Raw genomic sequence first — 25,386 nt, 5'->3', positions numbered from 1 at the left:
ATGAACAATTGACGTCACAAGGAAATGTTGTCTCCGCTCAGCATAAGTTTGCCGCCAAGGACGAATTGGACTTAATTACTGCGGTGAAGGCGGGCGATAAACTGGCCTACCATCAGTTGTATAAGCAATATATTGGTCAAGTGTATGGTCTGTGTTATCGCTTAACCGCTGACAAGATGTTAGCAGAAGACGCTGCCCAAGAAGTGTTTATACAACTGTGGCGTAAAATAGGCAATTATCAGGGAGAGAGTCGATTTTCAACATGGCTGCATACTGTAACCAGCAATATTACCATCTCGTATTTGCGAAAACAGCGAGGGTGGTTTAGTCGCATGTTGAACTTCGAAAGTGCAATCGAAAACAGCCAAGTAGATGAAGGATGTAGTAGCTCGGTAGACATTGAAAGGTATATTTTGCGCTTACCTCAAAGGGCTAGAATTGTCTTTGTATTACATGCTATTGAGGGGTATCGACATGAAGAAATTGCGCAAATGACCAAGATGGCCGTGGGGTCGAGTAAGGCACAGTTTCATCGCGCAAAACATTTACTAGAGGGCTGGATGAGTGAAGAGTAATCTAGATTTTGAGCTTAAGCTGGCTGAAAAGCTGAGGTGTGTCGCAAAAGAATCGCTGCCAGAAAGGGATCTGTGGCCAGGTATCGAATTAGCGCTGGTCGATCAAGCCGTTATAAAAGAACCTGCAAATCGTTTTAATAAGGTATCGCTGATAGCTGCATCCGTGCTCGTACTGAGCTTCATTGCTTGGAGTACATTCGAACAATTCAATAGGCCGTTGAACGACAGTGTATTAGTGGCAAATCTTAGCGAACAGCACCAGCTTCAAAAGCAAGCATTGTTGGTGCAAGTTAAGGGTCAACCTGCTTTGACACAAAACTGGCAAGAGCAACTCAAAGTATTAGATAAGGCCGAGCTTGCTATTAAAGCAGCATTAAAAAATGAACCTAATAACATGGCGCTGCTGAAGCTATTGCAAAATGTATATCAACAACAAATCAATTTGATCGAACGAGTTCACTCACCGAAGTGGACCCAAATTTAACGGTATTTAGAGGTTAGGATGATGAAAGTATTTTATATAGGGGCAGCATTGCTGAGCCTCAGCTTTGCAGGGCAGGCTAGCGAAAAAGTGGAACAAAGTATGGACGTTGACGCCCGGTCTTATGTGAAGATAGAGCATGTTAATGGAGAAGCGACTATACAGAGCTGGGATAAAGATGAAGTGAAGGTGATAGGCACGCTAGGTGACCGAACCGACAAGTTTATTTTCGAACGTAAGGGTAACGACGTTTTCATTAAGGTAAAAGTAAAAAACAGCAGTGGCTGGGGAAAATGGAGCTCTGACGAAGGCGATGACCTGAAAATTTGGTTACCCGTCGGCAGCACACTCGATTACAGCTCAGTAAATGCGGATGTTAAGGTTACGGATATAGCGGGCGGCTCTAGCATTGAAACGGTAAATGGACGAATCGATGTTAAAAATTTAAGTAGTAGAGTCAAGCTGGAGTCAGTTAATGGCAATATCGATGCGCGTAAATTAAAAGGTAATGTCAGCATTGAAACCGTAAATGGTAATATTAAATCCGGCAGTGACTCTGGTTCTGAAGATAAATATGGCACAGTAAATGGCAATATTGACGTTACCTCAGACAGTGAAGATATTCGGGTAGAAACCGTTAATGGCAACGTAGATCTCAGCTTAGGTAAGATACGACAACTGAATATTGAGTCAGTCAATGGTGCCATAGAGTCAGCTATGACTCTGATGGATAGTGGCGAAGTCAATGTTTCTACTGTAGGTGGCTCTGTAGAATTAGCGTTTCAACCGATAGTCTCAGCGCGTTTTGATATTCAGGCGCATGCCGGAGGAGGGATCAGCAATAATTTATCATCAGATAAGGTACAAAAAGATAAATACGGCCCCAGTCGTTGGTTGGAATTTAGCCTTAATCAAGGCAAGGCAAGTGTGAATATTTCAACAGTCAGTGGACGAGTAGAATTAAATAAGAAATAAGGGCAATAGAGCTACCTAGCGACACGACTTAATCTGCAAGGTAGCCCTTATTTTGTTTGTTAGGCAGCTCTTTCAACCGAAATATGAGCTAGACCAATTAAGGCCTGTTTGTAATTTGATTCTGGCAAGGGTGCTAAGGCCGCAACGGCTTTATCGGCAGCATTTATTGCTTGTTTTTTCGTGTATTCCAGAGCACCAGTGTCCTGCATGGCCTGCATGATTAACTCAAATTTATCCATGCCGTTACCCGTTTCAATGGCTTCTCTAATCATGGCGCTTTGGCCTTTATCGCCATGCCACATGGCATAAAGTAATGGGAGTGTGGGTTTACCCTCGGCCAAATCATCCCCCACGTTTTTGCCCATATCTTCGCTGTCTGCGGCGTAATCTAATATGTCGTCCACTAGTTGAAATGCAGTACCTAGATATTTGCCGTAGTCTTGCATAGCAGTTTCAATTTCTTCATTTTGATCAGTGAGTACCGCGGCCAATAAGGTTGCTGCTTCAAATAAGCGTGCGGTTTTGCTGTAAATGACTTGCATATATTGTGCTTCGCTAGTGTCAGGCTCATTACAGTTCATTAGCTGTAATACTTCCCCTTCAGCGATAACATTGGTTGCATCGGATAGAATTTCCATCACACGCATACGCTTTAGACTGACCATCATTTGAAATGAGCGGGTATATAAAAAGTCACCTACTAATACGCTTGCCTGGTTACCAAAGACGGCGTTGGCTGTTTCTCGGCCACGTCTCATGGTCGACTCATCAACAACGTCATCATGTAACAAGGTAGCAGTATGAATAAATTCGATAATTGCCGCCAATGTATGATGTTGATCACTTTGAATGTTTACAGCGCGCGCGGCTAATACTGTTAACAAGGGGCGCAGTCTTTTTCCGCCGCTGTTAACAATGTAAAACCCTAATTGATTTATTAAGGAAACATCTGAATTAACTTGCTGTTGAATTAATGCATTAACCGCCAACATGTCTGACTGGGCTAGTTGGTGGATTTCTTCTAATTCCATACTCAAAATAGAGTGCTCACTTTGTGCAATTGCTAGTAGAATAAGCGACGGATTTTACAGAAATTAGCCTGAGTATCCAGCACCAGTTTCACCCTAAAAATCAATAAGTTTGCGATTCAGAAAAAATGACGTAAATTTAACCAAATAAATTGCAATAGGGGCTTGCTTGAAAATACCCCATCACGTACAATTCGCGCCCTGTTTTTGAATATAGCGTTATGAAACGCAGAGCGGAGTTAAATATGTACGCGGTTTTCCAAAGTGGTGGTAAACAACACCGTGTGGCTGAAGGCCAAACCGTTCGCCTTGAAAAAATCGAAGTGGCTCCTGGTGAGTCAGTAGAATTCGGTGATATTTTGATGGTGAGCAATGGTGACGATGTTAAAATTGGTATGCCTTTTGTTAATGGTGGCAAGGTTACAGCTGAAGTTGTAACTCATGGTCGTGGCGATAAAGTTAATATCGTTAAGTTCCGTCGTCGTAAACATTCACGTAAACAAATGGGGCACCGTCAGTGGTTCACAGAAGTGAAAATCACTGGCATTAGCGCTTAATAGGAGTTCGCAGAGATGGCACATAAAAAAGCTGGTGGTAGTACAAACAACGGCCGTGACTCGGAAAGTAAACGTCTTGGTGTTAAGCGTTTCGGTGGTGAGTCAGTTTTAGCGGGTAATATCATTGTTCGTCAACGTGGTACTAAATTCCACGCTGGTACTAACATGGGTATTGGTAAAGACCACACTTTATTTGCTTTGTCTAACGGCAAGGTACAATTCGAAGTTAAAGGTCCTAACAACCGCAAATTCGTAAGTATTGTTGCTGAATAAGTAACGTTTGCTACACGTTTTGAAAGGCCCCGCTGTAGCGGGGCTTTTTGTTGGAATCAGATAAATTATCTATACTGGTTTCACCTTCGGTAATTAATTGAGTATTGAGTAAGTAATGAAATTTGTAGATGAAGCGATTATTCGTGTAGAAGCCGGTGACGGTGGTAACGGTGTTGTCGGATTCCGTCGTGAAAAATATGTGCCTGATGGTGGTCCTGACGGTGGAGACGGTGGCGACGGTGGCAGTGTCTATTTAGTTGCAGACGAAAACTTAAATACCTTAATCGATTACCGTTTTGAACGCTTCCATCGCGCTGAGCGCGGTAAAAATGGCGCAAGTGCAAATTGTACAGGTCGCGGTGGTGCTGATCTTGAATTAAGGGTGCCTGTTGGTACTCGGGCTAGTGATTTAGAAACTGGCGAAGTTTTGGGTGATTTGACACAAAACCTACAACGTATGAAAGTAGCGCAAGGTGGTTACCATGGTTTGGGCAATGCTCGTTTTAAAACCAGTACCAACCGTGCGCCGAGACAAAAATCGAATGGTACGCCGGGCGAAATTAGACAGCTAAAATTAGAACTGATGTTGTTAGCTGATGTTGGATTACTGGGAATGCCAAACGCAGGTAAATCAACCTTTATTCGCAGTGTTTCAGCAGCTAAACCAAAGGTTGCTGACTATCCATTTACTACCTTGGTACCCAACTTAGGTGTGGTTAGATTGGATTCTATGCGCAGCTTTGTTATTGCTGATATTCCTGGTTTGATTGAAGGTGCTGCAGATGGTGCTGGTCTTGGTATTCAGTTTTTAAAGCATTTAGAGCGCTGTAGGGTCTTGTTGCATATGATCGATTTGTTGCCTGCAGATGGCTCAGATCCAATCCACAATGCTAAAGCCATAGTTGCAGAGTTAGAAAATTATAATCCTAAATTGGCAGCTAAACCACGCTGGTTAGTGTTTAACAAAATCGATTTGTTACTCGAAGAAGAAGTTGAAGAGCTCATTCACAATATACTTAGTGCGTTAGAGTGGGATGGCGAATATCATCAAATATCAGGAATTCAAAAAGATGGCACCTTAGAGCTGTGTCATAAAGTCATGGACTTCATCAGTGCTTTACCTGCTGAAGAAGTAGAAGATTTAACTGAAGATGTTGGCTTTAAGTGGGACACATACCATCAAGAAGCGATGAACAAGCCTTACACTGATTTTGATGACTTACAGGACGACCTCGATGACGATGATGACTTTGACGAAGACGATTATGACGTTGAAGTTATTTACAAAAAATAAAGTGTAGAGCGTTGACGATGATAATTTCCATGATTGTAGCGATGGCTAAAGAACGGGTTATCGGGGCAAATAACAAGATGCCTTGGCATCTTCCTGCCGATCTTAAGCACTTTAAAGCCATTACATTGGGCAAGCCAGTCATTATGGGGCGTCTTACTTATGACTCTATTGGTAAAGCACTGCCAGGACGCCTAAATATTGTTATTACTCGTGACGAAAACTTACGTCTACACGATGCCACAACAGTTACCAGCACAAAAGCCGCTTTAACGGCGGCTAATGGGGCTAAAGAAGTCATGATCATCGGTGGAGGTAGCATTTATAATACGTTTTTACCTTTGTGCAGCAGACTATATCTTACTGAAATCGACTTAGCGGTAGAGGGGGATACTTTCTTTCCTGACTATCTAACGTCAGCGTCATGGCAAAAGGCCTCGGATGAGGTGTTACCAGCAGATGAAAAAAATCCTCATGATTGTCGATTTATTACCTTAGATAAATTGGCTTAAATTACTCTTCAAATACGTAGGCTAATGAGCGCCTGCAAATATTAAAGAAAAGTTACATTGGAAAATTAAGTTACGTGGCTTTTAACTGCCCTCCTTGATTTACATTCAAATGCCCACACAACATACTTAGGCATAATTCACAGATAGCTTTTTTATCTGGTTTTTTGAATTCGGGCGCTGTCATAATTTGGATAGTGCTTCTACATCGATATAAAGGAGATCTAAATGACTACAGTAACATTAAAAGGTAACACATTTGAAACAGTGGGTACCTTGCCTGCTATTGGTACTAAAGCACCTGATTTTAAATTAGTAAAAACCGATCTTTCGGAAGTGAGCCTTGCTGATTATGCCGGTTCTAAATTGATCCTTAATATTTTTCCGTCGGTGGATACTGCCGTTTGTGCGACTTCGGTACGAACCTTTAATAAAAAGGCATCAGAGTTAGAGAACACAAAAGTGCTATGTGTATCTGCTGATTTACCCTTTGCATTGGCCCGCTTTTGTGGAGCTGAAGGGATTGAAAACGTGACAACGGGTTCAAGTTTTAGAAGTGATTTTGGTGGCAATTATGGTGTTGCTTTTACCACGGGCCCTTTGACGGGTCTATTATCTCGAAGCTTAGTGGTGATTAACGAGGCAGGCGAGGTGATATTCACTGAGCAAGTTGCTGAAACAACTGAAGAGCCTAATTACGAAGCGGCTATCGCAGTACTGTAGTTTTACCCGATCAAAAGCCTCTTTAGAGAAATGCCAGTCAGTTAAGCTGACTGGCATTTTTTATTTTTGTTGAAAGGGTATTTCGATGGTTTTCCCCACCTTCAATAAGCCCTGACTTCGCATTGCTGGGGCTGTTTAAATTGCCTGATTGTAAGTAAGCAATCCTCCCCTTAATTCATGCTCTGTCGTATCTGGGCGTTTACTTCTCAGGGGATACATACTGTTCAGCAGGGTTTGTTTCATTTCTCTCGAGCCGAGTGTAATTTTCCAGCGGTAAAAATACAATTCAGCCATGTCTTCACTTGGAACATACATTGGGTCGAGCATTGAGATTAAAATTTGATACGTTTTCACTTTAATGATTTTCGTGACTGCGGCGTTAATCGAATAAGTATGTTATTCGGGCTTAGTTTCTGTATCACCTCACACTGATGGTCTTTTCGGGCGGGTATCACCCAATGCCTTTGATAACCTGTTTACTGCCAACGATGCAGTCGTCCTAATGAATAATTTCCTTGTCAAATATCGTCAACGAGATATCTGACATACGTTCAACGAGTTGCTCTGCCAATACCTTTTCATTGGTTCGAAAATCAGAAATGCACTGTTGATGAGTTGCTGACTGGTGATTTTCATATGGCAGACCATACGAATTTTAGGAAATATATTGTCACTGGCTCCATTACTCTGTGCTTTCAACGTTTTATGATTTTATGGTGTATCGTTTGTCCGTCAAACGGGGCCATCAAAGGCCAGTAAGTTGAGTCCTGCCCATGTTTCAAACTTATCACTTCGTTAGTGTCGTTTCGCCATCACCAAGGATACTTGTTTCACCGCTTTATAGCCTACACGTTGTCTGCCTTGTTCTATCGCACAGAGCGCATTTAACGGCTTTTTATCTAGCAACATGATGTTAATTTGGGTTGAAATATCCCATACAGTGCACCGACGAAATAAGCTCATACCAATGATTGACCATAAGACCGTTACTAAGGGTTAACGGCGCTTTTTAATCGTCGCAACTCCTGCATGTTGAAATCCTTGTTCGATTACTTTTGGAGAGAGTATTTCGGCATACTTGTCGAATGTATGGAAGGTATTAGAAGCGTTGAGGGTGGTGGTTAACTCGTGAGCAAGTTGCAAAAAAAATCCTATGACCTGTGTTCATAGGATTTTTATCTCATTATGCCGATCGTCAATGTATTTTACTTAACTGAGCGGCATTACTCTGTAGAGGCTTTTTTAATCACTGCTGACCAATCAACTTAGCTGAGAGTATCAAACAGAGATTCAAGGTTAAGCCCTTTATGGCCTAACATGTCTCTCAGTCTACGTAATGCTTCAACTTGAATTTGTCTGACTCTTTCTCGGGTTAAACCAATTTCAGCTCCAACATCTTCAAGTGTTGATGGTTCATATCCTAATAAGCCAAATCGTCTTGCAAGTACTTCACGTTGTTTGGGGTTTAAGTCTTCAAGCCAGTGAACGATATTAGCGCACATATCTGTTTCTTGGAGTTCTTCTTCTGGCCCGTGGCCACGTTCATCGGCAATAACATCCAATAAGCCTTTATCACCATCGCTACCAATTGGGGTGTCTATTGAGCTTATACGCTCGTTTAACCGCAGCATTTTTACTACATCAACCACAGGCTTATCTAAGGACGCAGCGATTTCTTCAGCGCTTGGTTCATGATCTAATTTTTGCGCTAATTCTCTGGCTGCTCGTAAATAAACATTAAGCTCTTTGACTACATGAATTGGTAAACGAATAGTACGCGTTTGGTTCATGATAGCTCTTTCAATAGTTTGTCTTATCCACCAAGTTGCATACGTTGAAAATCTAAAACCTCTTTCAGGATCAAATTTTTCTACAGCCCTAATTAAGCCGAGATTTCCTTCTTCAATTAAATCTAATAGGGCAAGACCGCGGTTATTGTATCGACGGGCAATTTTAACGACTAAACGTAAATTACTGACTATCATTCGTTTACGTGATGGCTCATGGCCTTTGAGCGCTTTACGGGAGAAATAAACTTCTTCTTCGGCGCTAAGTAGAGGGGAAAACCCAATTTCTCCTAAATAGAGTTGGGTGGCATCTAGATTTTTAACAATGTCTTCTTGCTTTAGCAGTATATCTTCTAACTCTGTGTCCTCTTCTTTCTCTGCTTTGCTAGGGTCAAACTCAATTAAAGCCTCAACATCATCTAGGGCTTCTACATCAACTAACTCGACTTTTTTTTGATTCATTACGGTGCCTCCTGAAAAACTATTGTTGTTACTAATACATCTCCTTGATTCCTTATAATTATTTATTGTTATTTTCTTTTGGGTAAAAATTGCAAAGGGTCAATTGATTTTCCTTTGTATCTTACTTCAAAGTGAAGCTTAACCGTATCGGTTCCACTTTTACCCATGGTGGCAATATTTTGCCCAGACTTAACCCATTGCTGTTCTTTAACTAGAATTTTGTCATTGTGAGCATAAGCCGTTAAGTAGGCATCTGAATGCTTAATGATGACCAAATTACCAAAACCACGTAGGGCATTTCCGGTATAAACCACTTTACCATCGGCTGCAGCCAAAATGGGCTGACCTATACTGCCTGAAAAATCTAAGCCTTTATTGCCTGCTTCTTTAGCTGAAAACATATTTGTAATCGCGTTAGAAGTAGGCCAAATCCACGCTGATACTTGCTCAGGAAATTCACCGACAGGAGGACCACTGGCACCTCCGTTAACATTTTTTTCACTTTTACCATACGCCTGCTTTGCGGGAGGGTCAACTGGTTGATTTGACTTTATTTTTGAGGTCTGACCACGCGGGAGGGCTTCGTTTGCTTTAGATGTCACCTTTTGTTTCGTAAGGTTAATTATTTGACCCGGGTAAATGTTGTATGGAGGTGCAATATTATTGAGTTTAGCAAGATCGCGATAATCGTTGCCTGTGTGCCAAGCGATAGAAAACAGGGTCTCGCCTTTTTGCACGGTATAGCCATTTCCTGAAAAAGAAGAAGCCTCGTAGTCCCTAAAAGTCTTCCCTTGGTATATTTCTACTACTGGGGCTGGTTGTTTTCTACTAGAGCAGGAAATGAGAAGTAGTGCCAAACAAAGCAACAAGAAACCCTGACTGAGGTTGCCCATATTAGATTGTTTAAACAAAGGTTTGAAGCATAGCATTTTTAAGACAATCACGTTTGAGGTGTGGTTTTATTTCCAAAGCGTTCAAGCAAAACGACAGCCAATACACCTAAGGTGATTAATCCAAGTGTAAGGAGCAAATAAGCAGGCTGTTGGGTATTGGCTTCAAAAGTATGGGGTAATACGTTTTCTTGCACCAATGGAATCACTTTGCCATGGCGATCAATAACGGATTCGATGGTTATTTTCCAAGGCCATACTTTATTAAGCGAGCCCAACATGAAGCCGCCCAACAATGCCAGAGTTTGCGTTTTATAATGTTGAAACATCCAACTTAGAACGTGTGAAAAGCTAATTAAGCCGGCGACACAACCTGCAGCAAAACAGCTCAATGTGACCAACTGAAACTCTTTGATTGCATTCATCATTGGTGCATACATACCCAGCAGTAATAATATGAAACTACCCGATATGCCTGGTAATATCATGGCGCATATCGCTATCATTCCAGAAAAAAACACAATTAGAGGAGTTGACTCTATGTGCGTTGGCGAAATCATCGTAATCCAAAAAGCGCCTAGCGCACCTATTATAAATGCGATGATAGTGGGTACTGACCAGCGGTCAATGTGCCGTATAACCGACCACACACCTGCTGCTATTAATCCAAAAAAGAATGCCCACAGTAAGGCTGGATAATTATCTAAGAGAAATACCACAAGGCGAGAGATGGTAATCAGACTTACAATGACACCGCCAAATAGCGCCAGTAAAAAAGCACCGTTGATATGTTTCCACGTCGCGGCGATACCTTGAGAAATTAAAATTTTAGGTGCGCTGCTACATTGCTTTAGCGAAGTGATCAGCTCTTCGTAAATACCTGTCATAAATGCGATGGTACCGCCGGATACGCCAGGCACTGCATCGGCAGCGCCCATTAACACACCGCGGGCTGTTATTCCCGCATAATCTTTAGTTGTTCTGTTGTTACTCATGGTGTTCCTTGCGTATTGGCGCTGTTAGGTTTAAATAATATTTCCAGGTACCAAAGGAACAAAGCGCACTGCTTCTATTATTTGCGTTTCAAATGATTCTTCGTGTCGAGTGACACATTGCAACTGCTGATTTTCTTGGCCGACAGGGATGATTAATCTTCCGCCTACGTTCAACTGAGCGAACAGTTGTTCTGGGATCCTGCTCGCCGCGGCAGTCACGATGATAGCGTCAAAGGGGCCTTTACTCGCCCATCCTTGCCAACCATCGCCATGTTTCATCGAAACGTTATGAAAATTTAGCTGATTCATCCGGCGTTTTGCTTGAAATTGTAGGGTTTTGATCCGTTCGACCGAATAAACTTTTTGAAATAGCTGTGCTAACACTGCGGTCTGATAGCCAGAGCCAGTACCAATTTCTAATACATTTTGTGGACTATTTTGTGACTGTAAAAGCAATTCTGTCATACGGGCAACAATATATGGCTGTGATATTGTTTGACCTTGCCCAATTGGTAAAGCAGTATTTTGATAGGCTTTATGGCGCAATGCATCAGGGATAAATAACTCCCTCGGAATATTGGCAATAGCTCCTAGCACCTTACTATTGCTGATACCCTCTTGGGCTATGAGTTGGGCGAGGCTATCACCCTTGCGAAACGTGGCTCTCATGTTTATGGCTGTTCCAGAGTCAAATATAGGTTAAATTTATTATTATTATTTTGTGTGAAAATCCGTTACCTAAACACGATGTGTTTAGCGCTTTATACATTGTTATGTTTGTCGACTGAAAGTGCAATCGAACTAGAATCATGGCACAGGGAATAATATCCGCTTATTGGTGTCCTTACTCGAATATTCGCTAAGATTGCTTAGCTTAAAACAAGAATGCCAATACTCAAAGTGACAGCTCGTTGCTAATCAACTTCATAGTGCTGTTTAATATCCACCAACTCTCTAATCACCGAGGTGGCAAAGGCACCAGCGGGTAAATCAAAACTAATATGCAACTGATTGTCTTCAATCGTCCATCGCATATCATCAGGTAATAATCGTAAGGCACGTCTTTCTTGTTTAAGGCCAAGTTTTTCGAGCATCGCTGTTTGCTCAGGGTAACGGTTTGCGATGTTCTGTTCATATAGACCCGCTTTAACGAGTGAGGGTAGTTGTCCCTGTCCCCACAACGGGGCTGACAACTGAATGTCTCGACTTGCTATACGCTGAACAATCACCTCATCAATGTTTTGAGCACAAAAATAGCTGGCACTGCCGGATAGAAGCATAACGTCACCGTCCATAGCCTGACTAAATAATCCATCTTCAATGCGGTGACTCACAAATTCATTAAATAACCATGAGCGCAATGCCGAAATAGCCATCGAGCGTTTATTGCGATTACGAATTTCTTCGCCGGCTAACATTTTTTCTGCCAGCACTAAATTTCCACCTCGGGCATCATAACGACTATCGCCGAAGCGCTGTGCGCCATAATAATTAGGAACACCGTGGACCGAAATATAGAGTAGGCGCTCACTTAGTTGTCGGGTGTCAGTGATATTGCGTACCACAATGTTAAATCGATTGCCCTTAAGTACCCCTGTTCTAAGCTTTTTATCATGCCGAATAGCCTTAAGAACCGCGGCACCTTCTACTTGCAATTGAGACCAGTCAAACTCTGCCTTGCCAGGTTTGTGCACGCTAAACCATTGTTGTGTCACTGCATACTTATCTTTACGTCCTGCATAAGTTACATCGCGTAAAGGTACTCTGGCAAATTTAGCTATTTCTTCTGCCAAAAAAGCAGTGTTTAAGCCGGTTTTTTGCACCCACAAATAGATGTGTTCACCTTGTCCAGTAGGTTCATATCCTAATTTTTCGGTAACTTGGAAGTCTTGTAGTTCAACTTTCAATTGTCCGGTAGCTTGGGGAGCAGGCATTAAATATTGCCAATGCTGAGTTTGCATTAATTCGCCTAGATTGAATGATTGACTATTAAAGCGACTGCATACGCCGCAATACCTTCTTTGCGGCCAGCAAAACCGAGCTTTTCGGTTGTAGTGGCTTTTACATTGATTTGCGAGGGCTGCGACTGTAGGTCACTGGCAAGATGATGAACCATGGCATGGATGTGAGGCGCCATTTTTGGTGCTTGAGCAACAATGGTAATATCCACATTGCCAATAACATACCCTTCACTTAGCATTAACGCTATGACTTTGCGCAGTAAATTACGGCTATCAACACCTGCTAACGCCGGATCAGTATCAGGGAAGTGGCGCCCGATATCGCCCTTGCCTAAGGCCCCCAACAGTGCATCGCACAAAGCATGAATCGCTACATCGCCATCTGAATGGGCCAGTAAGCCTTGTGCATAATCGATTGATACACCACCAATTATAATTGGGCCTGAACCCCCAAATTTGTGTACGTCATAACCATGACCTATACGCATATTCATGTTTATTTTGCTTCCTTGAGTAATTGGCTCAAATAAAATTCTGCTAGTAACAAATCTTCATGTTGGGTGATTTTGATATTGGACGCTCGACCACTGACGAGCTTTACTTGACCCCCAAAGTACTCTATCGCCGAAGCTTCATCAGTCATACTAATTTGCATTTTCTGCGCCTTACTGAGAGCGCTGGTCAGTATTTTTAAAGGGAAGAGCTGCGGGGTTAAAGCGTGCCAAAGATGGTCTCGTGATTCTGTTTTGACCACTAGATGCTTTGGATTACCACGTTTCATTGTATCTCGAACCGGTGTCGCTAGTATGCCACCAACTTGGCCGTGCTCGGCTAATTGTAACAAGGCGCTAAGATCATCATGATGCAAACAAGGCCGTGCTGCATCATGCACCAAGACCCAAGTTTCATTGCAATTTACCGCCGCCAAGCCAGCTAAAACTGAATCACTGCGCTCGTCGCCGCCTATCACCGTGGTGATTTTAGGAGATCGAGCAATGTTAAGTTCTTTAAAATAGTGGTCTTCGGGATGCAATACAACCACGACCTTAGCAATTTGCGGATGAGCCATCAAATTCGATAAGGTGTGTTCGATGACCGTTTTTTCTGCAATAAACAAATACTGTTTGGGTACCGCTGCCCCCATTCTTTTACCGATCCCTGCGGCAGGTACGACTACCGTAAATGTTGAATTTAACGTCATGGGTAATTAATTTTCAGCTGGTAAAATACGATAAAATGTTTCGCCTTGTTTGATCAAACCAAGATCGTTGCGCGCTCTTTCTTCAGCAGCTTCAAGTCCAATTTTAAGATCTTCAATATCGGCTTTTAACAAACTGTTGCGTTGCGTGAGATTAGCATTTTGTAAGTCCTGTTCACGTACCTGTTTTTGCATACTTAAATAATCTGGAATACTATTTTTGCCCATCCACAAGCGGTACTGCAGCATACCAAGAAGGCAAAGTAACAAAATTGTTACCCATCTCATGACTTTGTCCTCCTCGTTAGCGAATAGAGCTATTATGCCGAGCTTTTAAACGATCCTCCAGTGAAACGGACTACAGAAGACTCGTAATGGGTAATAATCTATTATTTTGTGCAAAAATGCGTTTAACTAATATTAATCCGAACGTCTTTTCTAAGTAAAATAATTAGGTATATCAATGCAATAGGGGGCAAGAAGGCAAGTATAAATCCTGCAATGGCACACCAAACCGGATTGTTAAATTTTGTGGTGGCTATTTTGTAACTCACCCATGTCACGGCAACAACAAACACAGCAAAAAGTACCCCAAGCACCACACTAAACATCTACTACTCCCTAGTTAAGCTAAGTTGTTCTAATGGTGGATAGACATATCATTTAGCACACAAATGTTTTACTGGCACTAAAAGCGCTTGGTGCATCATCCGTATAGCGCGCACCAAGGGCAGTAAAAGTGCTTCAGTTACCAAATAATTTCCCTTTCAATTTATCTTTCAGCTTATCCTCAAGCTCATTCTTTTTATTGTCAACCACACTGTTCATTTTTGAATTTAACATTTCTTCTAGGCTTCCCATGTCACCCTCTGCAAGGTTTTCCCAGTCTAACCATTCACATAATTGTGCATCTTGAGTCCCCAACGCGCTCTGCATCTGAGCGTTCAACTTAGCCTTCAACTCATCTAGTTTACCCTGTTCTTCTTTACCAATGTTGGTCAACAAGGCACTACCGAGTTGTTGATTCAGGTCAGAACTAAAAGATAAATCTAAGTCTCCTATTACGCCTGCAACATCTGTATTGAGGGTTAATTGGGTGAGTTGTGCCAAGGTGTTAGCAATAATATTGGTTATCTTATTACTACCTTGTGCTTCCATGCTTAAATTGGCTAAATTGATTACGCCTTCACCACTTAGGGTATTTTGGTTTACCTTAACGTTACCTTTACTAGACACTATGCCTGCAAGCAATTTACTGCTTAACTTATCTTGATTAACTAAATCAATATTGCTGAGTTTTAGCCCTGCTAACTGCCAACTTTGCTGAGCGGAAACGCCACTGTCTTTTAGCCAAAAATCACCATCTAATTTAAACGATTGCCATAAACTGCTCTTGTCTGAGTCTATTTTAAACGTGGTCGCACGGCCAATGATGTCGTGTTGATATGTAATGTTGTGCCAAACGCTTAGGATTGTTTCTTGTTGCCAGCTAATAGAAATGTCGGCATTTTTTATCCATAGTTCGGGTAAGCCGCTGCGGTCATCAAAACTAACCCAGCGTCCAGCTGAAACAGCCTCTTCTGTTTGCTGTTGCTCTTTGCTTTTTAACATAGGTGCGACAATATCAAATGCCGCTAAACCGTACTCTGTCCACTGTGCCGCTTTTTCTCCAAACACCAAGGTAGTTACGTCATTTATAGCACCCGCATCGCCCGCAACTAGTGATTTTAGTTGTTCATAATCTTGTCCGGGTGCCGCTTTTAACTGCGCTATTTTGGGTGAAAGATCTTGTTTGGCTGCACTTACTGAATTTTTAAAATCACTCAAGACTTGTTTGTCAACTTTGATTTCTTTTTTCAATAAATCGAATTTTTCTTTGGCAGCTAATAATTCTGCAGGGTCCTTGTAATTTGTTTTAGACAGCACTTCGATTTGTTTTTTGTACTCCCCGAGTTTGTCTTTACTGGGTAATTTTTGGTACTCACCAGCTATCGTGTCTTTGTGTTTTTGATAGGCCGCTTGGGCTTCTTCAATAGCACGAGTGGTTTTTAGGGGGGAACGAGCCAACACTTCGTCAACACTGGGTAAATCGGCTTTGCTTGGGAATAATTCTTTTAATGCCGTTTTGGCTGCATCAGCACTATTCACTCTGAAAACTTCACCTTCTGACGCCCGTTCAGTACCAAACTGAACACCACTGACAATAAGATTATCAATAATCACTTTACGTAAAAGTAGAGGAGACAATTCAATATCTGCACTAATTTTAGCGGCCTCTAATTGATTGCTGGTAGGTTTATTCGGATCCGTAAGTTGCACGCCAATCAAACTAATGCCAAAAGGTGAAAAGCTATGTTCAGCACTGCTGATGTTGACCTCAGCTCCAGTCGCTACTTCTAACCCTTTTTGGGCTGCAAGTTTTATCCAAAAATCAAAAAAAAGTATGATGATGGCAGCAATAAGGCCGGTAATAACAAAAAAGGCGATTAAGCCTGGCCATCTGATGATATTTTTCATTACCTTACTCTCCTAATCCCTGATATAGACGATAAAAATTGCTGCCTTTTATAAACTGTACAAGTTTAATTTTATTCACCCACACCATGACCTTTTCTCGGTATTTAACCACCAAGAACTGACTTATTAGCAATATAAAGGGCGATAACAATAGCGCTACAATAAGGCTACCTAATGTGAGGGTATGGTAAAACTGAGTTAGTTGGCCAACGGTATTGCTATAAAACGCTGTCCACATCGGGGTCAAGCTCTCGGCAGTTAATAAAGACTCACCTATCGAGGACATAAAAGCATCTAAGGGTAAGGTAAAAATTGAAAACAGCGCCCAAGCAACCAAAAAACTCGAGAGATTGACTCTAAAAAATAGCACCGAAAATAACAGAATTAGGCTGTGTAACCCTAAAATTGGCGTTAGCCCCATAATCATGCCTAAGGTGAAACCAAAGGCGAGTTGCCAAGGACTTGAATCTGAATTTAATGCTTTAAACAGTTTGACTAGTAAGCCCATCGTTCTCTCCTTGTAGGGGTAAAGACTATTGCGGGGTGGATCTTAGTGCATCATTATTTCGTCAAACACAATAAATCCGCCGATGGCGAATAACAATAGTGCAGACAAACGATTTTGCCATTGTTGAGATTTAGGATGAGTATTCATCCAAGCTCCTATTTTACCCGACAATGTTGCCACACAAAGGTCGCACAGCAAACCAATTACCGCATAAATGACGCCCAAAATAATCAGTTGTAACCTTACATTGCTCTGTTCTGGGTTAACAAATAACGGTAAAAACGCAATAAAAAATAAGGCTGTTTTAGGATTTGTTAGCTCTACAACCAGGCTTTGTTTAAAAATAGCGTTGTTGTTTAGTCCCTTGAGCTCTGTCGTGTGTTCAGTGGCCGGTCTTGCCAAGCGTATATACTGAGCTGCTAGGTAAACAAGGTAAGCGGCCCCAAACAGTTTAACTGAGGTATAGGCCCAAGTTGAATACAAAAAAATAGCGGCTAAACCAAATGCACTAGCAATAACATAGATGAATGAACCAAGCGCCATTCCGGTCGCAGCGACAACACCGGCTTTATGACCCTGACTTATGCTTCTCGCCATAATATATAAATTCGAGGGGCCAGGTGCGATACAAAGTAAAAAAGCAGCCAAGCTAAACGTGGCTAATGTTTCAAATGAAGGCATAGTGGGTGTTACAGCTGAGTTGAGTGACCATTAAAAGCGCGCCACTTTACCTAAGCCAAGGTGAATGTCAATTTACTGCATATTACCTATTCGATAGTAGCGATTTTAGGTTTATTTTTACGTCACAAGAGCCTTTGCTTGATTCAGTTCGCCTTTGGCATATAAAAAAGGAAAAACCATGTTACAAGCTGAACTCGACATGCTGGTATTAAGGGCACAGCAAGGTGACGAACCGGCTTTTTTGCTGTTATTTGAACACTATCAACCTGACTTAGTACAGTTTGCTTACCGTTTGTTGCGTGCGCATAGTATGGCTTAGGATGCGGTGCAAAATGCCTGGCTTTCTACCTTGAAAAACTTAAGGGCTTTACATAATCCTGTGGTGTTTAAAAGTTAGATCTATCGGGCGGTTAGTTGGTCAGCTAGTGATTTATTGCGGCAAGACCATATTCAGCTGCAACGCAGTTCTGCAATTGTTGTGGATGAGCTGGTGGCCGAGCAAACAGTCAATAATGATGAGTTGACCCAGGCTTTACAAGGCTTACCTGCCGATGAGTAAGGTTAAAACCCGTTTATTTCGGGCCAAAGCAAAATTAAAAGTCACATTGGAGAATACAGATGAATATTGATGACAAGATCACCCAAGTCTTAGAGGCAGAAGAAAAGCGCCTAGAGCCCATGTTATTGGACAATAAAGGTTTGTTCAGTCGATTACTGCCCATTTATCGAGGTGGCATGCGTCGTTGGGTCTGGTTGGTAAACGGCCTCGCTTTGTTAACCAGTGCTTTAATGTTGTGGTCAGGCTACGAGTCTTTTGTGGCACAGCACGTTAATCAGCAGGTGTTTTGGGGAGTATGTTTAATCGTCACTTTGCAACTGCAAATTGGTTTAAAAAACTGGTTGTTTATGGAAATGAATCGAGCGTCGATGCTTCGAGAGATTAAGCGTCTTGAAATCGCCTTGTCTGCTTATTCCTTCAGTAATAAGGTTTAAGGCGCGACGAAAGAGGCGCCTACCATTCTTACATCCAGTTGTCGTTCCGACGACGTTTTTTGGGTAAATAAGTGATTACAATCCCAAGAATAAGACTGATAACGGCAACGATCCCGCCACGAGTAAACCATTCTATTTGAGCGGTTTGGTCTTGATCAGCTAACTCAATACTCATCTGCTCGTTTTGACTTTCGATTTCGGTTAACTTGCGTGCCAGTGTCGTATTTTGAGATTGCAGATCTGCAATTTGCTGATTCAACAAATCGTTCTCAGTGCGCTGTTGCTTTAATGCTGCGTTTGCATCTTGTAAATTTTGCTGCAAACTGGGGATCTGCTCTCTAACACTAGGTGTTTTGTTGATAAATTCGGCGTCTACCCAACCGGTACGCTGTTTGTCGTCAATAATTTCAATAAAACCATTGTCTCTGTCTTGCTGAAGCATAATTACGCGACTGCCAGCAACTACTGAGCCTAAAATGCGATAATTACGACCAGGGCCAGCGTGTAAGAAGGTAAATAAGTCATCCGAAATATATCGAACTTCACCTTCGCTATCATTGGGCTCTTGGGCACTAACGAAATTGCCAAAAAATGACACACTTAACATAATAAAAAATAACACTAGCTGCTGACGCATAATCTTAAAACTTACCTTTATAATATGAACAAATGGTATTGCCTGACTTAGTGAAAGGCAAGCTTACATTAAAATACTAACGTTAAATGCTCTAATCAGCGTATTTTGTGCACAGTTTACCCTTAAAGACGCTTTATCAAGCAAAGCATTCATCAATATTGGAGATTAAATACGCCTTATGGAAGTTGAAATAGAGTTAAAGCTAAATACTCAAGCCGAGGCAGGGCCCATTATCGCCAAATGGTTGCAAGGACAAAGTAAAATTAAGGTTGAGCACCAAGAAATCGAGTTAAGTAATAGTTATTTTGACACGCCAAATCGCGATTTTAGGAAAAATGATATGGGGTTGCGTATTCGTGGTTTACAACATGTATATGAACAAACCTTAAAAACGGCAGGTAAGGGTGTGGCTGGTTTGCAACATCGTCCTGAATACAATGTGTCTTTGGGGCTATTCGAAACAGAAGAGCCGAGTTGTCCCGATTTACATTTGTTTCCAGCTGATATTTGGCCAACTGGCTTTCATCTTGAGCACATCCAACAAACCTTAGTCTGTCAATTTTCTACGCAATTTACCCGCGAACAGTTTTTATTGACTTGGCCTGATGAGACTCAAGTTGAACTAGTATGGGACTGGGGGCTCGTGCAAGCTTCGGGTTTAAGCGATCCCATCAATGAGATAGAGCTAGAACTTAAAAAAGGTAAAGTAGAACGTCTTTTCAGTTTAGCGAGGCAACTGGCCGATTTAATGCCTTTAGCAATAGGTTTGCAAAGCAAAGCTGCCCGAGGTTATCGTTTGATAGACATGGCCTCAGCACAGGCCCCTGCATTTTTGAAAACGCAACAGACTCTGAGCAATGCGGAAGAACTTAACCAAATTATTCCTGCCTTGTTACCTGACCAACTAGCCAAAGTATTAGAGCAATGGCAAAAAATGGATTTGAGTCAGGATCACAATTTGTTAGGCCGTAGTGTTGAGCTAAGCGAGTTATTGGTACTGTTAAGGGTCATTGTTAAACGGCTAAATCATGCTAATCATAACGCCGTGCTGCAGCATTGTTTGCATCATATGTGCGCTTTTCAGGATGAACTGAGCAAAAGACAACAGGCTGTAAGCGCCTGTAAGCCAGAAAGTATACAGCAAGCAGAGGCCAAACAAGCATTGCGTGCTTTTGTCTTAGGGAAATCGATGATTTTGTTGCAACTGGATATGATGCAATGGCTCAGTGAAGCTTGAGCAAAAAGGGGATTTCAGTGCAGCGTTTATGCCGCTAATCAGACATGCATGCGTAGCTGAGATCAAAACAAGCATAATTAATAACCAAACAACTTGGTTTGCCAGTTGACATATAGACGTCTATACGGCAAATTGCGCACATGAAAATAAAAATAATACGCACCACCGGCATGATGATTATTACCACCCTCTCAGAGGTGGTCGCTGGCTAGTGCACAAGCATTAAACAAAAAAGCCCGCGACCTAAAGCGGGCTTTTTTGTTATTGGATGTCGTAAAAATGAAAAGTGCCTATCGCTAGGTATTGGTTAAATAAGTCAAGGAGCAAATAAATGAAGGTGTTGAAGTTTGGTGGGTCATCTTTAGCTGATGCTGAAAAATACTTAATGGTGAAAGACATTAGTATGGCCTGCCACAAAGAAAGTGGCGCTGCGGTTGTTTTATCTGCTCCTAAAGGTGTGACCAATGCCCTGTCATTGTTATGCGACGAAGCAGCCCTTGGTAAAGATTATGGTGAGTTATTCGCCAAATTGAATATGGTGTTGTTCGGCATCTTAGATGAACTTCAAGAGCGCATTCCCAATATTAATCAAGCTAAGTTATCCGACTATGTTCAGCAAATATTACAAGAGCTTAATCAAAATTTAGAAGGCTTTGCCCTGTTAAATTGCGCCCCTGAATCGGTTGTAGCTAAAATTTTGAGTATTGGCGAATACGTTAGTGTGCATATTTTTAGTGAGATACTCACCGCGTTAGGACAACAAAATCAGATTATTGACCCGGTTGATTACATTATCGCTGAAGGTGACTACTTAGATAGCATCGCTGATGTGGCTGCCAGTAAGGCGCGTTTCACTGATGTAGATAGCTCTGGTGATATTGTGCTGATTATGCCAGGTTTTGTAGCAGTTAATGTAGAAGGCGAAAAAGTAACCTTAGGACGTAACGGTTCAGATTACTCTGCAGCCATACTTGCTGCTTGCATTGACGCACAATGCTGCGAAATTTGGACTGATGTAGATGGCGTTTATAACGCTGATCCTAATCAAGTCGAAGGGGCGGTATTACTTGATAAGTTGACTTATCAGGAGGCCATGGAACTCTCTTATTTCGGCGCTAAAGTATTGCACCCAAAAACCATCGGTCCCATTGCTCAGCACCATATTCCTTGTTTAATTCGTAATACCCTCAATCCTAGCGCCCCCGGCACGTTAATCAGCAATGAAGCCAGTACAGTGTGGACAAGTGTTAAAGGCATTTCACATTTAGACAATATGGCGATGTTTAATGTTGCCGGTCCTGGCATGAAAGGCATGGTGGGTATGGCCAGTCGAGTGTTTGAGGTGATGTCAAACGCGAATATTTCAATTAGTTTAATTACGCAATCCTCTTCTGAATACAGCATCAGTTTTTGTATCCATGACAAGGACGCTAATCGTGCTTTAGCCTTGTTGGAAGATTCTTTTGCCCTTGAACTTTCGAATCACTTACTTGACCCGATCGAAGTAAGGCAGAAATTGGCAATTGTGACATTAGTGGGTGATGGTATGCGTCACACCAAAGGCTTAGCCGCTAAGTTTTTTAGTTCATTAGCACAGGCGAGAGTTAACAATGTTGCCATCGCGCAAGGTTCTTCAGAACGCTCTATTTCTACGGTAATTGAAATGGATAAAGCTAAAAAAGCGGTAAAAATTGTACATCAAAACTTTTTCTCAAATTTACACACTATTGACGTGTTTTTGGTAGGTTGTGGCACCGTAGGTAAAGAGTTACTTGGGCAAATAGCCAAACAACAACCAGCATTGTTAGATCGCAAAATTAGCGTAAAAGTATATGGTATTGCAAACAGCAGAAAATTGTTACTGCAAGAGGGTGGCATTGATTTAACAGGTGCTTGGGCGAGTGAATTAAGCCAAAGTGCGCACACATTTACCTTATCAACGTTGCAAAAGTTTGTAGAAGACAACAGTTTGGTTAATCCGGTTATTGTAGATTGCACTAGCAGCGAGTTGATCGCTAATCAATATCCTCAAATGATGTTAGATGGTTTTCACGTCGTTACACCAAACAAAAAAGCCAATACCGCCAGCACCGAGTTTTATCAATTATTAAGGGACACTGCGCAACAAACGAATCGTCAGTTCTTATATGAAACTACCGTAGGTGCGGGTTTACCGGTTATTGATAATTTACAAAAATTGATTTACGCCGGTGACGAATTGATTCGTTTTGAAGGCATTTTATCTGGTTCATTATCTTTTGTGTTTGGTAAGCTCGAGGAAGGCTTAAGTCTTTCGCAAGCAACTGAAATAGCAAAGAAAAATGGCTTCACTGAGCCTGATCCTCGTGATGATCTAAGTGGCACTGACGTGGCTCGTAAGCTACTTATCATGGCGCGTGAAGCAGACCTGAAATTAGAGCTTAGCGACATTAAAATTGAACCGGTATTACCCAACTTCTTTGATGCAAGCGGCTCTGTAGACGAGTTTATGGCTCGCCTTCCTGACATAGACAGCTACTTCAACGAAAAAGTACAGCATGCTAAGCAACAGGGTAAAGTACTGCGTTATGTCGGCTCAATTAGTAAGGGAAATTGTGTTGTTTCTATCGAGGCCGTTGATGCGAGTCACCCCCTGTATATGATAAAAGAAGGGGAAAATGCCTTGGCTATCCATAGTCATTATTACCAACCTATTCCCTTTGTAATAAGAGGGTACGGCGCTGGTGCTGCGGTTACCGCTGCTGGCGTATTTGCTGATGTATTACGTACTATGCCGTGGAAGCAAAATATCTAATGAGTAATTCAATAATACAACACACATCTCTGACAGCCTATGCGCCTGCCTCAATTGGTAATGTCAGTTTAGGTTTTGATTTATTAGGCGCCGCATTGAAGCCGATTGATGGAAGCTTATTAGGTGATGAAGTCAAAATAGAATCAGCTGAGCAATTTGAATTAACCGTCGAGGGACGCTTTGCCGATAAGCTTCCCGCTGACCCTGCCAGTAATATCGTGACCCAATGTTATCACCATTATTTACAGTGTTTGGTCAATAAAGGTGTTGATGTCGACGCGTTGCCTAAAGTGGCAATGACATTGTATAAACACTTGCCGATCGGCAGTGGTTTAGGCTCGAGCGCCAGCTCAATTGTTGCTGCGTTTCATGGTTTAAATCAGTTTTTTACTGATGTATTAGGTACGACCCCGTTCAATAAAAGTGATTTATTGCTGATGATGGGGGAGTTAGAAGGGCAGATTAGCGGCAGTGTGCACTATGATAACGTTGCCCCTTGCTTTTTAGGTGGATTAACCCTGATGTCTGAGTACAAAGATCAGGTCGCCTTGCCTTTGCCGTCTTTTAACAATTGGTATTGGGTGTCATGTTATTCAGGTATTACGGTGTCAACGGCAGCTGCACGAGCTATTTTACCTAAAGAAGTGCCCATGGCCATAACCATACAATTTGGCCGACAGCTGGCGGTATTTGTTGATGCATTATATCGCCAAGATGAAAACTTAGCGGCAGCGATGATGACGGATGTCATAGCAGAGCCCTATAGAAAGTCGTTATTACCCCATTTTGATGAATCCCGTGAATTTGCAAAGCAGCAGGGTGCTCTGGCTTTTGGTATATCAGGTTCAGGCCCTTCGGTTTTTGCTGTGTGCGATTCATTAGAAAAAGCTACAATTATCAACCAATGGTTGGCGGATAATTATATTCAAAATGACACTGGCTTTAGTCATATCTGCCAGTTAGACCAGCAAGGTGCAGTCGTTTATTGACTCCCTGCTTTTAAAAAAAGATAAGGTAATTAAATTTTGGAACTCGAAAATTTAAAAGATGCTGCAGATACAGCTAGTTTTGCAGAAGCAGTAAAAAAAGGTTTAGGCAAAAATCAGGGTTTATTTTTCCCTAAAAAATTGCCTACATTTGATGATATTGAAACGTTGTTGGCGAAGCCTTTTGTTGAGCGCAGTGTAGAAATTCTGAGCACACTTATTGGTGACGAATTACCTAAAGAAACCATTCAAGGTATTGTGGAACGGGCATTTGTTTTTCCTGCGCCATTAGTCAAGGTCACTGACAATATTTTCAGTTTAGAGTTATATCACGGTCCAACACTGGCATTTAAAGATTTTGGTGGTCGTTTTATGGCACAGTGTTTAACTGAAATTGCCAAAGGCGAAAAAATCACGATTTTAACTGCCACCTCTGGTGATACTGGTGCTGCAGTGGCTCATGCCTTCCACGGTATCGAAAATATTGATGTGGTGATTTTGTACCCCAAAGGCAAAATCAGTCAGCTGCAAGAAAAACTGTTTACCACACTGGGCGACAATATTCACACGGTGGCAATTGATGCCGATTTTGATGCATGTCAGCAATTAGTTAAAACCGCGTTTGATGATGCAGATGTGCGAGTTGGTTTACACCTTAACTCGGCGAACTCCATTAATATAAGCCGTTTAGTGGCTCAGGTTTGCTATTACTTTGAGGCCTTATCGCAACTAAGCGCCGAACAGCGCGAAGATGTGGTGGTTTCCGTACCGAGTGGAAACTTTGGTAATTTAACCGCTGGGATGATTGCTAAGGTAATGGGATTGCCTATCAGTCACTTTGTGGCAGCAACTAACCTCAACGATACCGTGCCTCGTTATCTAAAAACCGGCGAATGGGATCCTAAGGCTACCGTCGCCACGTTGTCAAATGCCATGGACGTAAGTCAGCCAAATAACTGGCCTCGCATTGAAGCGATTATTGAACAAGGTTATTTAGATAAATCTGTGCTTAGTGGTGATACGGTTGACGAAGAATATACTCAAGTGGCTATGCGTCAATTAGCGCAACTGGGTTATGTGAGTGAGCCTCATGCAGCGATTGCCTATAAAGCCTTGGTGCGTCATTTGGAGCCGGGTCAAACGGGCATTTTCTTAGGAACGGCTCACCCTGCTAAATTCCGTGAGACAGTTGAAAATGTATTAGGACAGCCTATTAGTTTACCGCAACCTTTAGCGGAGTGTGCTGGCAAAGAGAGCTTCTCTGTTGATTTAGCGAACGACTACGAGGCTTTAAAAGCACATCTCTTTGCACTTTTAGGCTAAGTTAC

General features: G+C 42.0%; 29 protein-coding genes and 1 pseudogene. 15 read left to right on the top strand and 15 right to left on the bottom strand.

All coding sequences use genetic code 11. From position 1 onward, the window contains the following. The first annotated feature begins 8 nt into the window (after positions 1-8). From ACEN2L_RS02140 to ACEN2L_RS02130, 3 genes are read left to right on the top strand one after another with little or no spacing between them, the layout of a single operon-like run. Positions 9-575 carry an RNA polymerase sigma factor gene (locus ACEN2L_RS02140; RefSeq protein WP_441741528.1) on the top strand — a complete coding sequence of 189 codons (567 nt, stop codon included), beginning with the start codon at positions 9-11 and terminating at the stop codon, positions 573-575. Further along, complete coding sequence (locus ACEN2L_RS02135; protein ID WP_441741527.1) at positions 565-1,059, top strand: hypothetical protein; 495 nt, start codon at positions 565-567, stop codon at positions 1,057-1,059. Before ACEN2L_RS02140 ends, ACEN2L_RS02135 begins: the two co-directional genes overlap by 11 nt. Before the next feature lie 18 nt (positions 1,060-1,077). Next, the gene (locus ACEN2L_RS02130; RefSeq protein ID WP_441741526.1) at positions 1,078-2,031 is read left to right on the top strand and encodes a DUF4097 family beta strand repeat-containing protein; all 954 of its coding nucleotides are present in this window, start codon (positions 1,078-1,080) and stop codon (positions 2,029-2,031) included. Positions 2,032-2,090: 59 nt separating this feature from the next. On the opposite strand, the gene ispB is transcribed toward ACEN2L_RS02130, so the two are convergent. Beyond that, on the bottom strand, positions 2,091-3,062 hold the full coding sequence (gene ispB, locus ACEN2L_RS02125; protein WP_306022393.1) for an octaprenyl diphosphate synthase: 972 nt from the start codon (positions 3,060-3,062) through the stop codon (positions 2,091-2,093). Between the two features lie 242 nt (positions 3,063-3,304). On the opposite strand from ispB, the gene rplU reads away from it, so the two are divergent. The 5 genes from rplU (at position 3,305) to tpx (ending at position 6,412) form a co-directional block, all read left to right on the top strand. Next, positions 3,305-3,616: a 50S ribosomal protein L21 gene (gene rplU / locus ACEN2L_RS02120; RefSeq protein WP_306022380.1), complete on the top strand. Its 312-nt coding sequence runs from the start codon at positions 3,305-3,307 to the stop codon at positions 3,614-3,616. Positions 3,617-3,631: 15 nt separating this feature from the next. Then, positions 3,632-3,889, top strand: a complete 258-nt coding sequence (rpmA, locus tag ACEN2L_RS02115; protein ID WP_306022379.1) for a 50S ribosomal protein L27 — start codon at positions 3,632-3,634, stop codon at positions 3,887-3,889. A gap of 115 nt (positions 3,890-4,004) precedes the next feature. Then, the gene (gene cgtA, locus ACEN2L_RS02110; RefSeq protein WP_441741525.1) at positions 4,005-5,183 is read left to right on the top strand and encodes an Obg family GTPase CgtA; all 1,179 of its coding nucleotides are present in this window, start codon (positions 4,005-4,007) and stop codon (positions 5,181-5,183) included. Between the two features lie 17 nt (positions 5,184-5,200). After that, complete coding sequence (gene folA, locus ACEN2L_RS02105; protein ID WP_441741524.1) at positions 5,201-5,692, top strand: type 3 dihydrofolate reductase; 492 nt, start codon at positions 5,201-5,203, stop codon at positions 5,690-5,692. A gap of 225 nt (positions 5,693-5,917) precedes the next feature. After that, the gene (gene tpx / locus ACEN2L_RS02100) at positions 5,918-6,412 is read left to right on the top strand and encodes a thiol peroxidase (RefSeq protein WP_441741523.1); all 495 of its coding nucleotides are present in this window, start codon (positions 5,918-5,920) and stop codon (positions 6,410-6,412) included. 795 nt (positions 6,413-7,207) lie between these two features. Here tpx and ACEN2L_RS02095 read toward each other — a convergent pair. The 13 genes and pseudogenes from ACEN2L_RS02095 to ACEN2L_RS02035 form a co-directional block, all read right to left on the bottom strand. Further along, a pseudogene (locus tag ACEN2L_RS02095) lies at positions 7,208-7,396 on the bottom strand (transposase domain-containing protein); the annotation flags it as partial. 281 nt (positions 7,397-7,677) lie between these two features. Then, positions 7,678-8,661, bottom strand: coding sequence for an RNA polymerase sigma factor RpoS (gene rpoS, locus ACEN2L_RS02090; RefSeq protein WP_306024176.1), 984 nt, complete (start codon positions 8,659-8,661; stop codon positions 7,678-7,680). A gap of 68 nt (positions 8,662-8,729) precedes the next feature. Then, on the bottom strand, positions 8,730-9,398 hold the full coding sequence (locus tag ACEN2L_RS02085) for a peptidoglycan DD-metalloendopeptidase family protein (protein ID WP_441741522.1): 669 nt from the start codon (positions 9,396-9,398) through the stop codon (positions 8,730-8,732). A gap of 203 nt (positions 9,399-9,601) precedes the next feature. Continuing rightward, positions 9,602-10,546: a DUF368 domain-containing protein gene (locus ACEN2L_RS02080; RefSeq protein ID WP_306024175.1), complete on the bottom strand. Its 945-nt coding sequence runs from the start codon at positions 10,544-10,546 to the stop codon at positions 9,602-9,604. 30 nt (positions 10,547-10,576) lie between these two features. Next, positions 10,577-11,215, bottom strand: coding sequence for a protein-L-isoaspartate(D-aspartate) O-methyltransferase (locus tag ACEN2L_RS02075; protein ID WP_306024174.1), 639 nt, complete (start codon positions 11,213-11,215; stop codon positions 10,577-10,579). 245 nt (positions 11,216-11,460) lie between these two features. Continuing rightward, positions 11,461-12,507: a tRNA pseudouridine(13) synthase TruD gene (gene truD, locus ACEN2L_RS02070; RefSeq protein ID WP_441741521.1), complete on the bottom strand. Its 1,047-nt coding sequence runs from the start codon at positions 12,505-12,507 to the stop codon at positions 11,461-11,463. An 8-nt stretch (positions 12,508-12,515) separates the two neighbouring features. Continuing rightward, entirely contained in the window at positions 12,516-13,001 is a 486-nt protein-coding gene (ispF, locus tag ACEN2L_RS02065; RefSeq protein ID WP_306024172.1) for a 2-C-methyl-D-erythritol 2,4-cyclodiphosphate synthase, read from the bottom strand. Positions 13,002-13,003: 2 nt separating this feature from the next. Next, positions 13,004-13,708, bottom strand: coding sequence for a 2-C-methyl-D-erythritol 4-phosphate cytidylyltransferase (gene ispD, locus ACEN2L_RS02060; RefSeq protein WP_441741520.1), 705 nt, complete (start codon positions 13,706-13,708; stop codon positions 13,004-13,006). A 6-nt stretch (positions 13,709-13,714) separates the two neighbouring features. Further along, positions 13,715-13,993 (bottom strand): cell division protein FtsB, encoded by a 279-nt coding sequence (ftsB, locus tag ACEN2L_RS02055; RefSeq protein WP_306024170.1) that lies wholly within the window; start codon positions 13,991-13,993, stop codon positions 13,715-13,717. A gap of 122 nt (positions 13,994-14,115) precedes the next feature. Further along, positions 14,116-14,316: a hypothetical protein gene (locus ACEN2L_RS02050; protein ID WP_441741519.1), complete on the bottom strand. Its 201-nt coding sequence runs from the start codon at positions 14,314-14,316 to the stop codon at positions 14,116-14,118. 133 nt (positions 14,317-14,449) lie between these two features. Then, the gene (locus ACEN2L_RS02045; RefSeq protein WP_441741518.1) at positions 14,450-16,222 is read right to left on the bottom strand and encodes a TIGR03545 family protein; all 1,773 of its coding nucleotides are present in this window, start codon (positions 16,220-16,222) and stop codon (positions 14,450-14,452) included. A gap of 4 nt (positions 16,223-16,226) precedes the next feature. Beyond that, on the bottom strand, positions 16,227-16,730 hold the full coding sequence (locus tag ACEN2L_RS02040; protein ID WP_441741517.1) for a TIGR03546 family protein: 504 nt from the start codon (positions 16,728-16,730) through the stop codon (positions 16,227-16,229). A gap of 42 nt (positions 16,731-16,772) precedes the next feature. Continuing rightward, the gene (locus tag ACEN2L_RS02035) at positions 16,773-17,411 is read right to left on the bottom strand and encodes a LysE family translocator (protein WP_441741516.1); all 639 of its coding nucleotides are present in this window, start codon (positions 17,409-17,411) and stop codon (positions 16,773-16,775) included. A gap of 178 nt (positions 17,412-17,589) precedes the next feature. On the opposite strand from ACEN2L_RS02035, the gene ACEN2L_RS02030 reads away from it, so the two are divergent. The 3 genes from ACEN2L_RS02030 (at position 17,590) to ACEN2L_RS02020 (ending at position 18,404) form a co-directional block, all read left to right on the top strand. After that, on the top strand, positions 17,590-17,730 hold the full coding sequence (locus ACEN2L_RS02030; RefSeq protein ID WP_441741515.1) for a hypothetical protein: 141 nt from the start codon (positions 17,590-17,592) through the stop codon (positions 17,728-17,730). Positions 17,731-17,844: 114 nt separating this feature from the next. Next, positions 17,845-17,970, top strand: coding sequence for a hypothetical protein (locus ACEN2L_RS02025; RefSeq protein ID WP_441741514.1), 126 nt, complete (start codon positions 17,845-17,847; stop codon positions 17,968-17,970). Positions 17,971-18,029: 59 nt separating this feature from the next. Then, on the top strand, positions 18,030-18,404 hold the full coding sequence (locus tag ACEN2L_RS02020) for a DUF6768 family protein (RefSeq protein ID WP_441741513.1): 375 nt from the start codon (positions 18,030-18,032) through the stop codon (positions 18,402-18,404). Between the two features lie 28 nt (positions 18,405-18,432). On the opposite strand, the gene ACEN2L_RS02015 is transcribed toward ACEN2L_RS02020, so the two are convergent. Next, positions 18,433-19,041, bottom strand: coding sequence for a TIGR04211 family SH3 domain-containing protein (locus tag ACEN2L_RS02015; RefSeq protein ID WP_441741512.1), 609 nt, complete (start codon positions 19,039-19,041; stop codon positions 18,433-18,435). Between the two features lie 178 nt (positions 19,042-19,219). Between ACEN2L_RS02015 and ACEN2L_RS02010 the strand changes: the two genes are divergently transcribed. The 4 genes from ACEN2L_RS02010 (at position 19,220) to thrC (ending at position 25,381) form a co-directional block, all read left to right on the top strand. Next, positions 19,220-20,278 (top strand): CYTH domain-containing protein, encoded by a 1,059-nt coding sequence (locus tag ACEN2L_RS02010; protein WP_441741511.1) that lies wholly within the window; start codon positions 19,220-19,222, stop codon positions 20,276-20,278. A gap of 331 nt (positions 20,279-20,609) precedes the next feature. Then, positions 20,610-23,072, top strand: a complete 2,463-nt coding sequence (gene thrA / locus ACEN2L_RS02005) for a bifunctional aspartate kinase/homoserine dehydrogenase I (RefSeq protein ID WP_306024161.1) — start codon at positions 20,610-20,612, stop codon at positions 23,070-23,072. Continuing rightward, positions 23,072-24,061: a homoserine kinase gene (gene thrB, locus ACEN2L_RS02000; RefSeq protein WP_441741510.1), complete on the top strand. Its 990-nt coding sequence runs from the start codon at positions 23,072-23,074 to the stop codon at positions 24,059-24,061. The genes thrA and thrB overlap by 1 nt, the downstream gene beginning before the upstream one ends. 36 nt (positions 24,062-24,097) lie before the next feature. Continuing rightward, entirely contained in the window at positions 24,098-25,381 is a 1,284-nt protein-coding gene (gene thrC / locus ACEN2L_RS01995; RefSeq protein WP_441741509.1) for a threonine synthase, read from the top strand. Positions 25,382-25,386 lie beyond the last annotated feature (5 nt).

The sequence above is a fragment of the Flavobacterium sp. W21_SRS_FM6 genome (assembly GCF_052119645.1).
GTDB lineage: Bacteria > Pseudomonadota > Gammaproteobacteria > Enterobacterales > Alteromonadaceae > Paraglaciecola.
The sequence above is the reverse complement of the archived record's forward strand: the minus strand, read 5'-3'. Positions and strand labels throughout refer to the sequence as shown.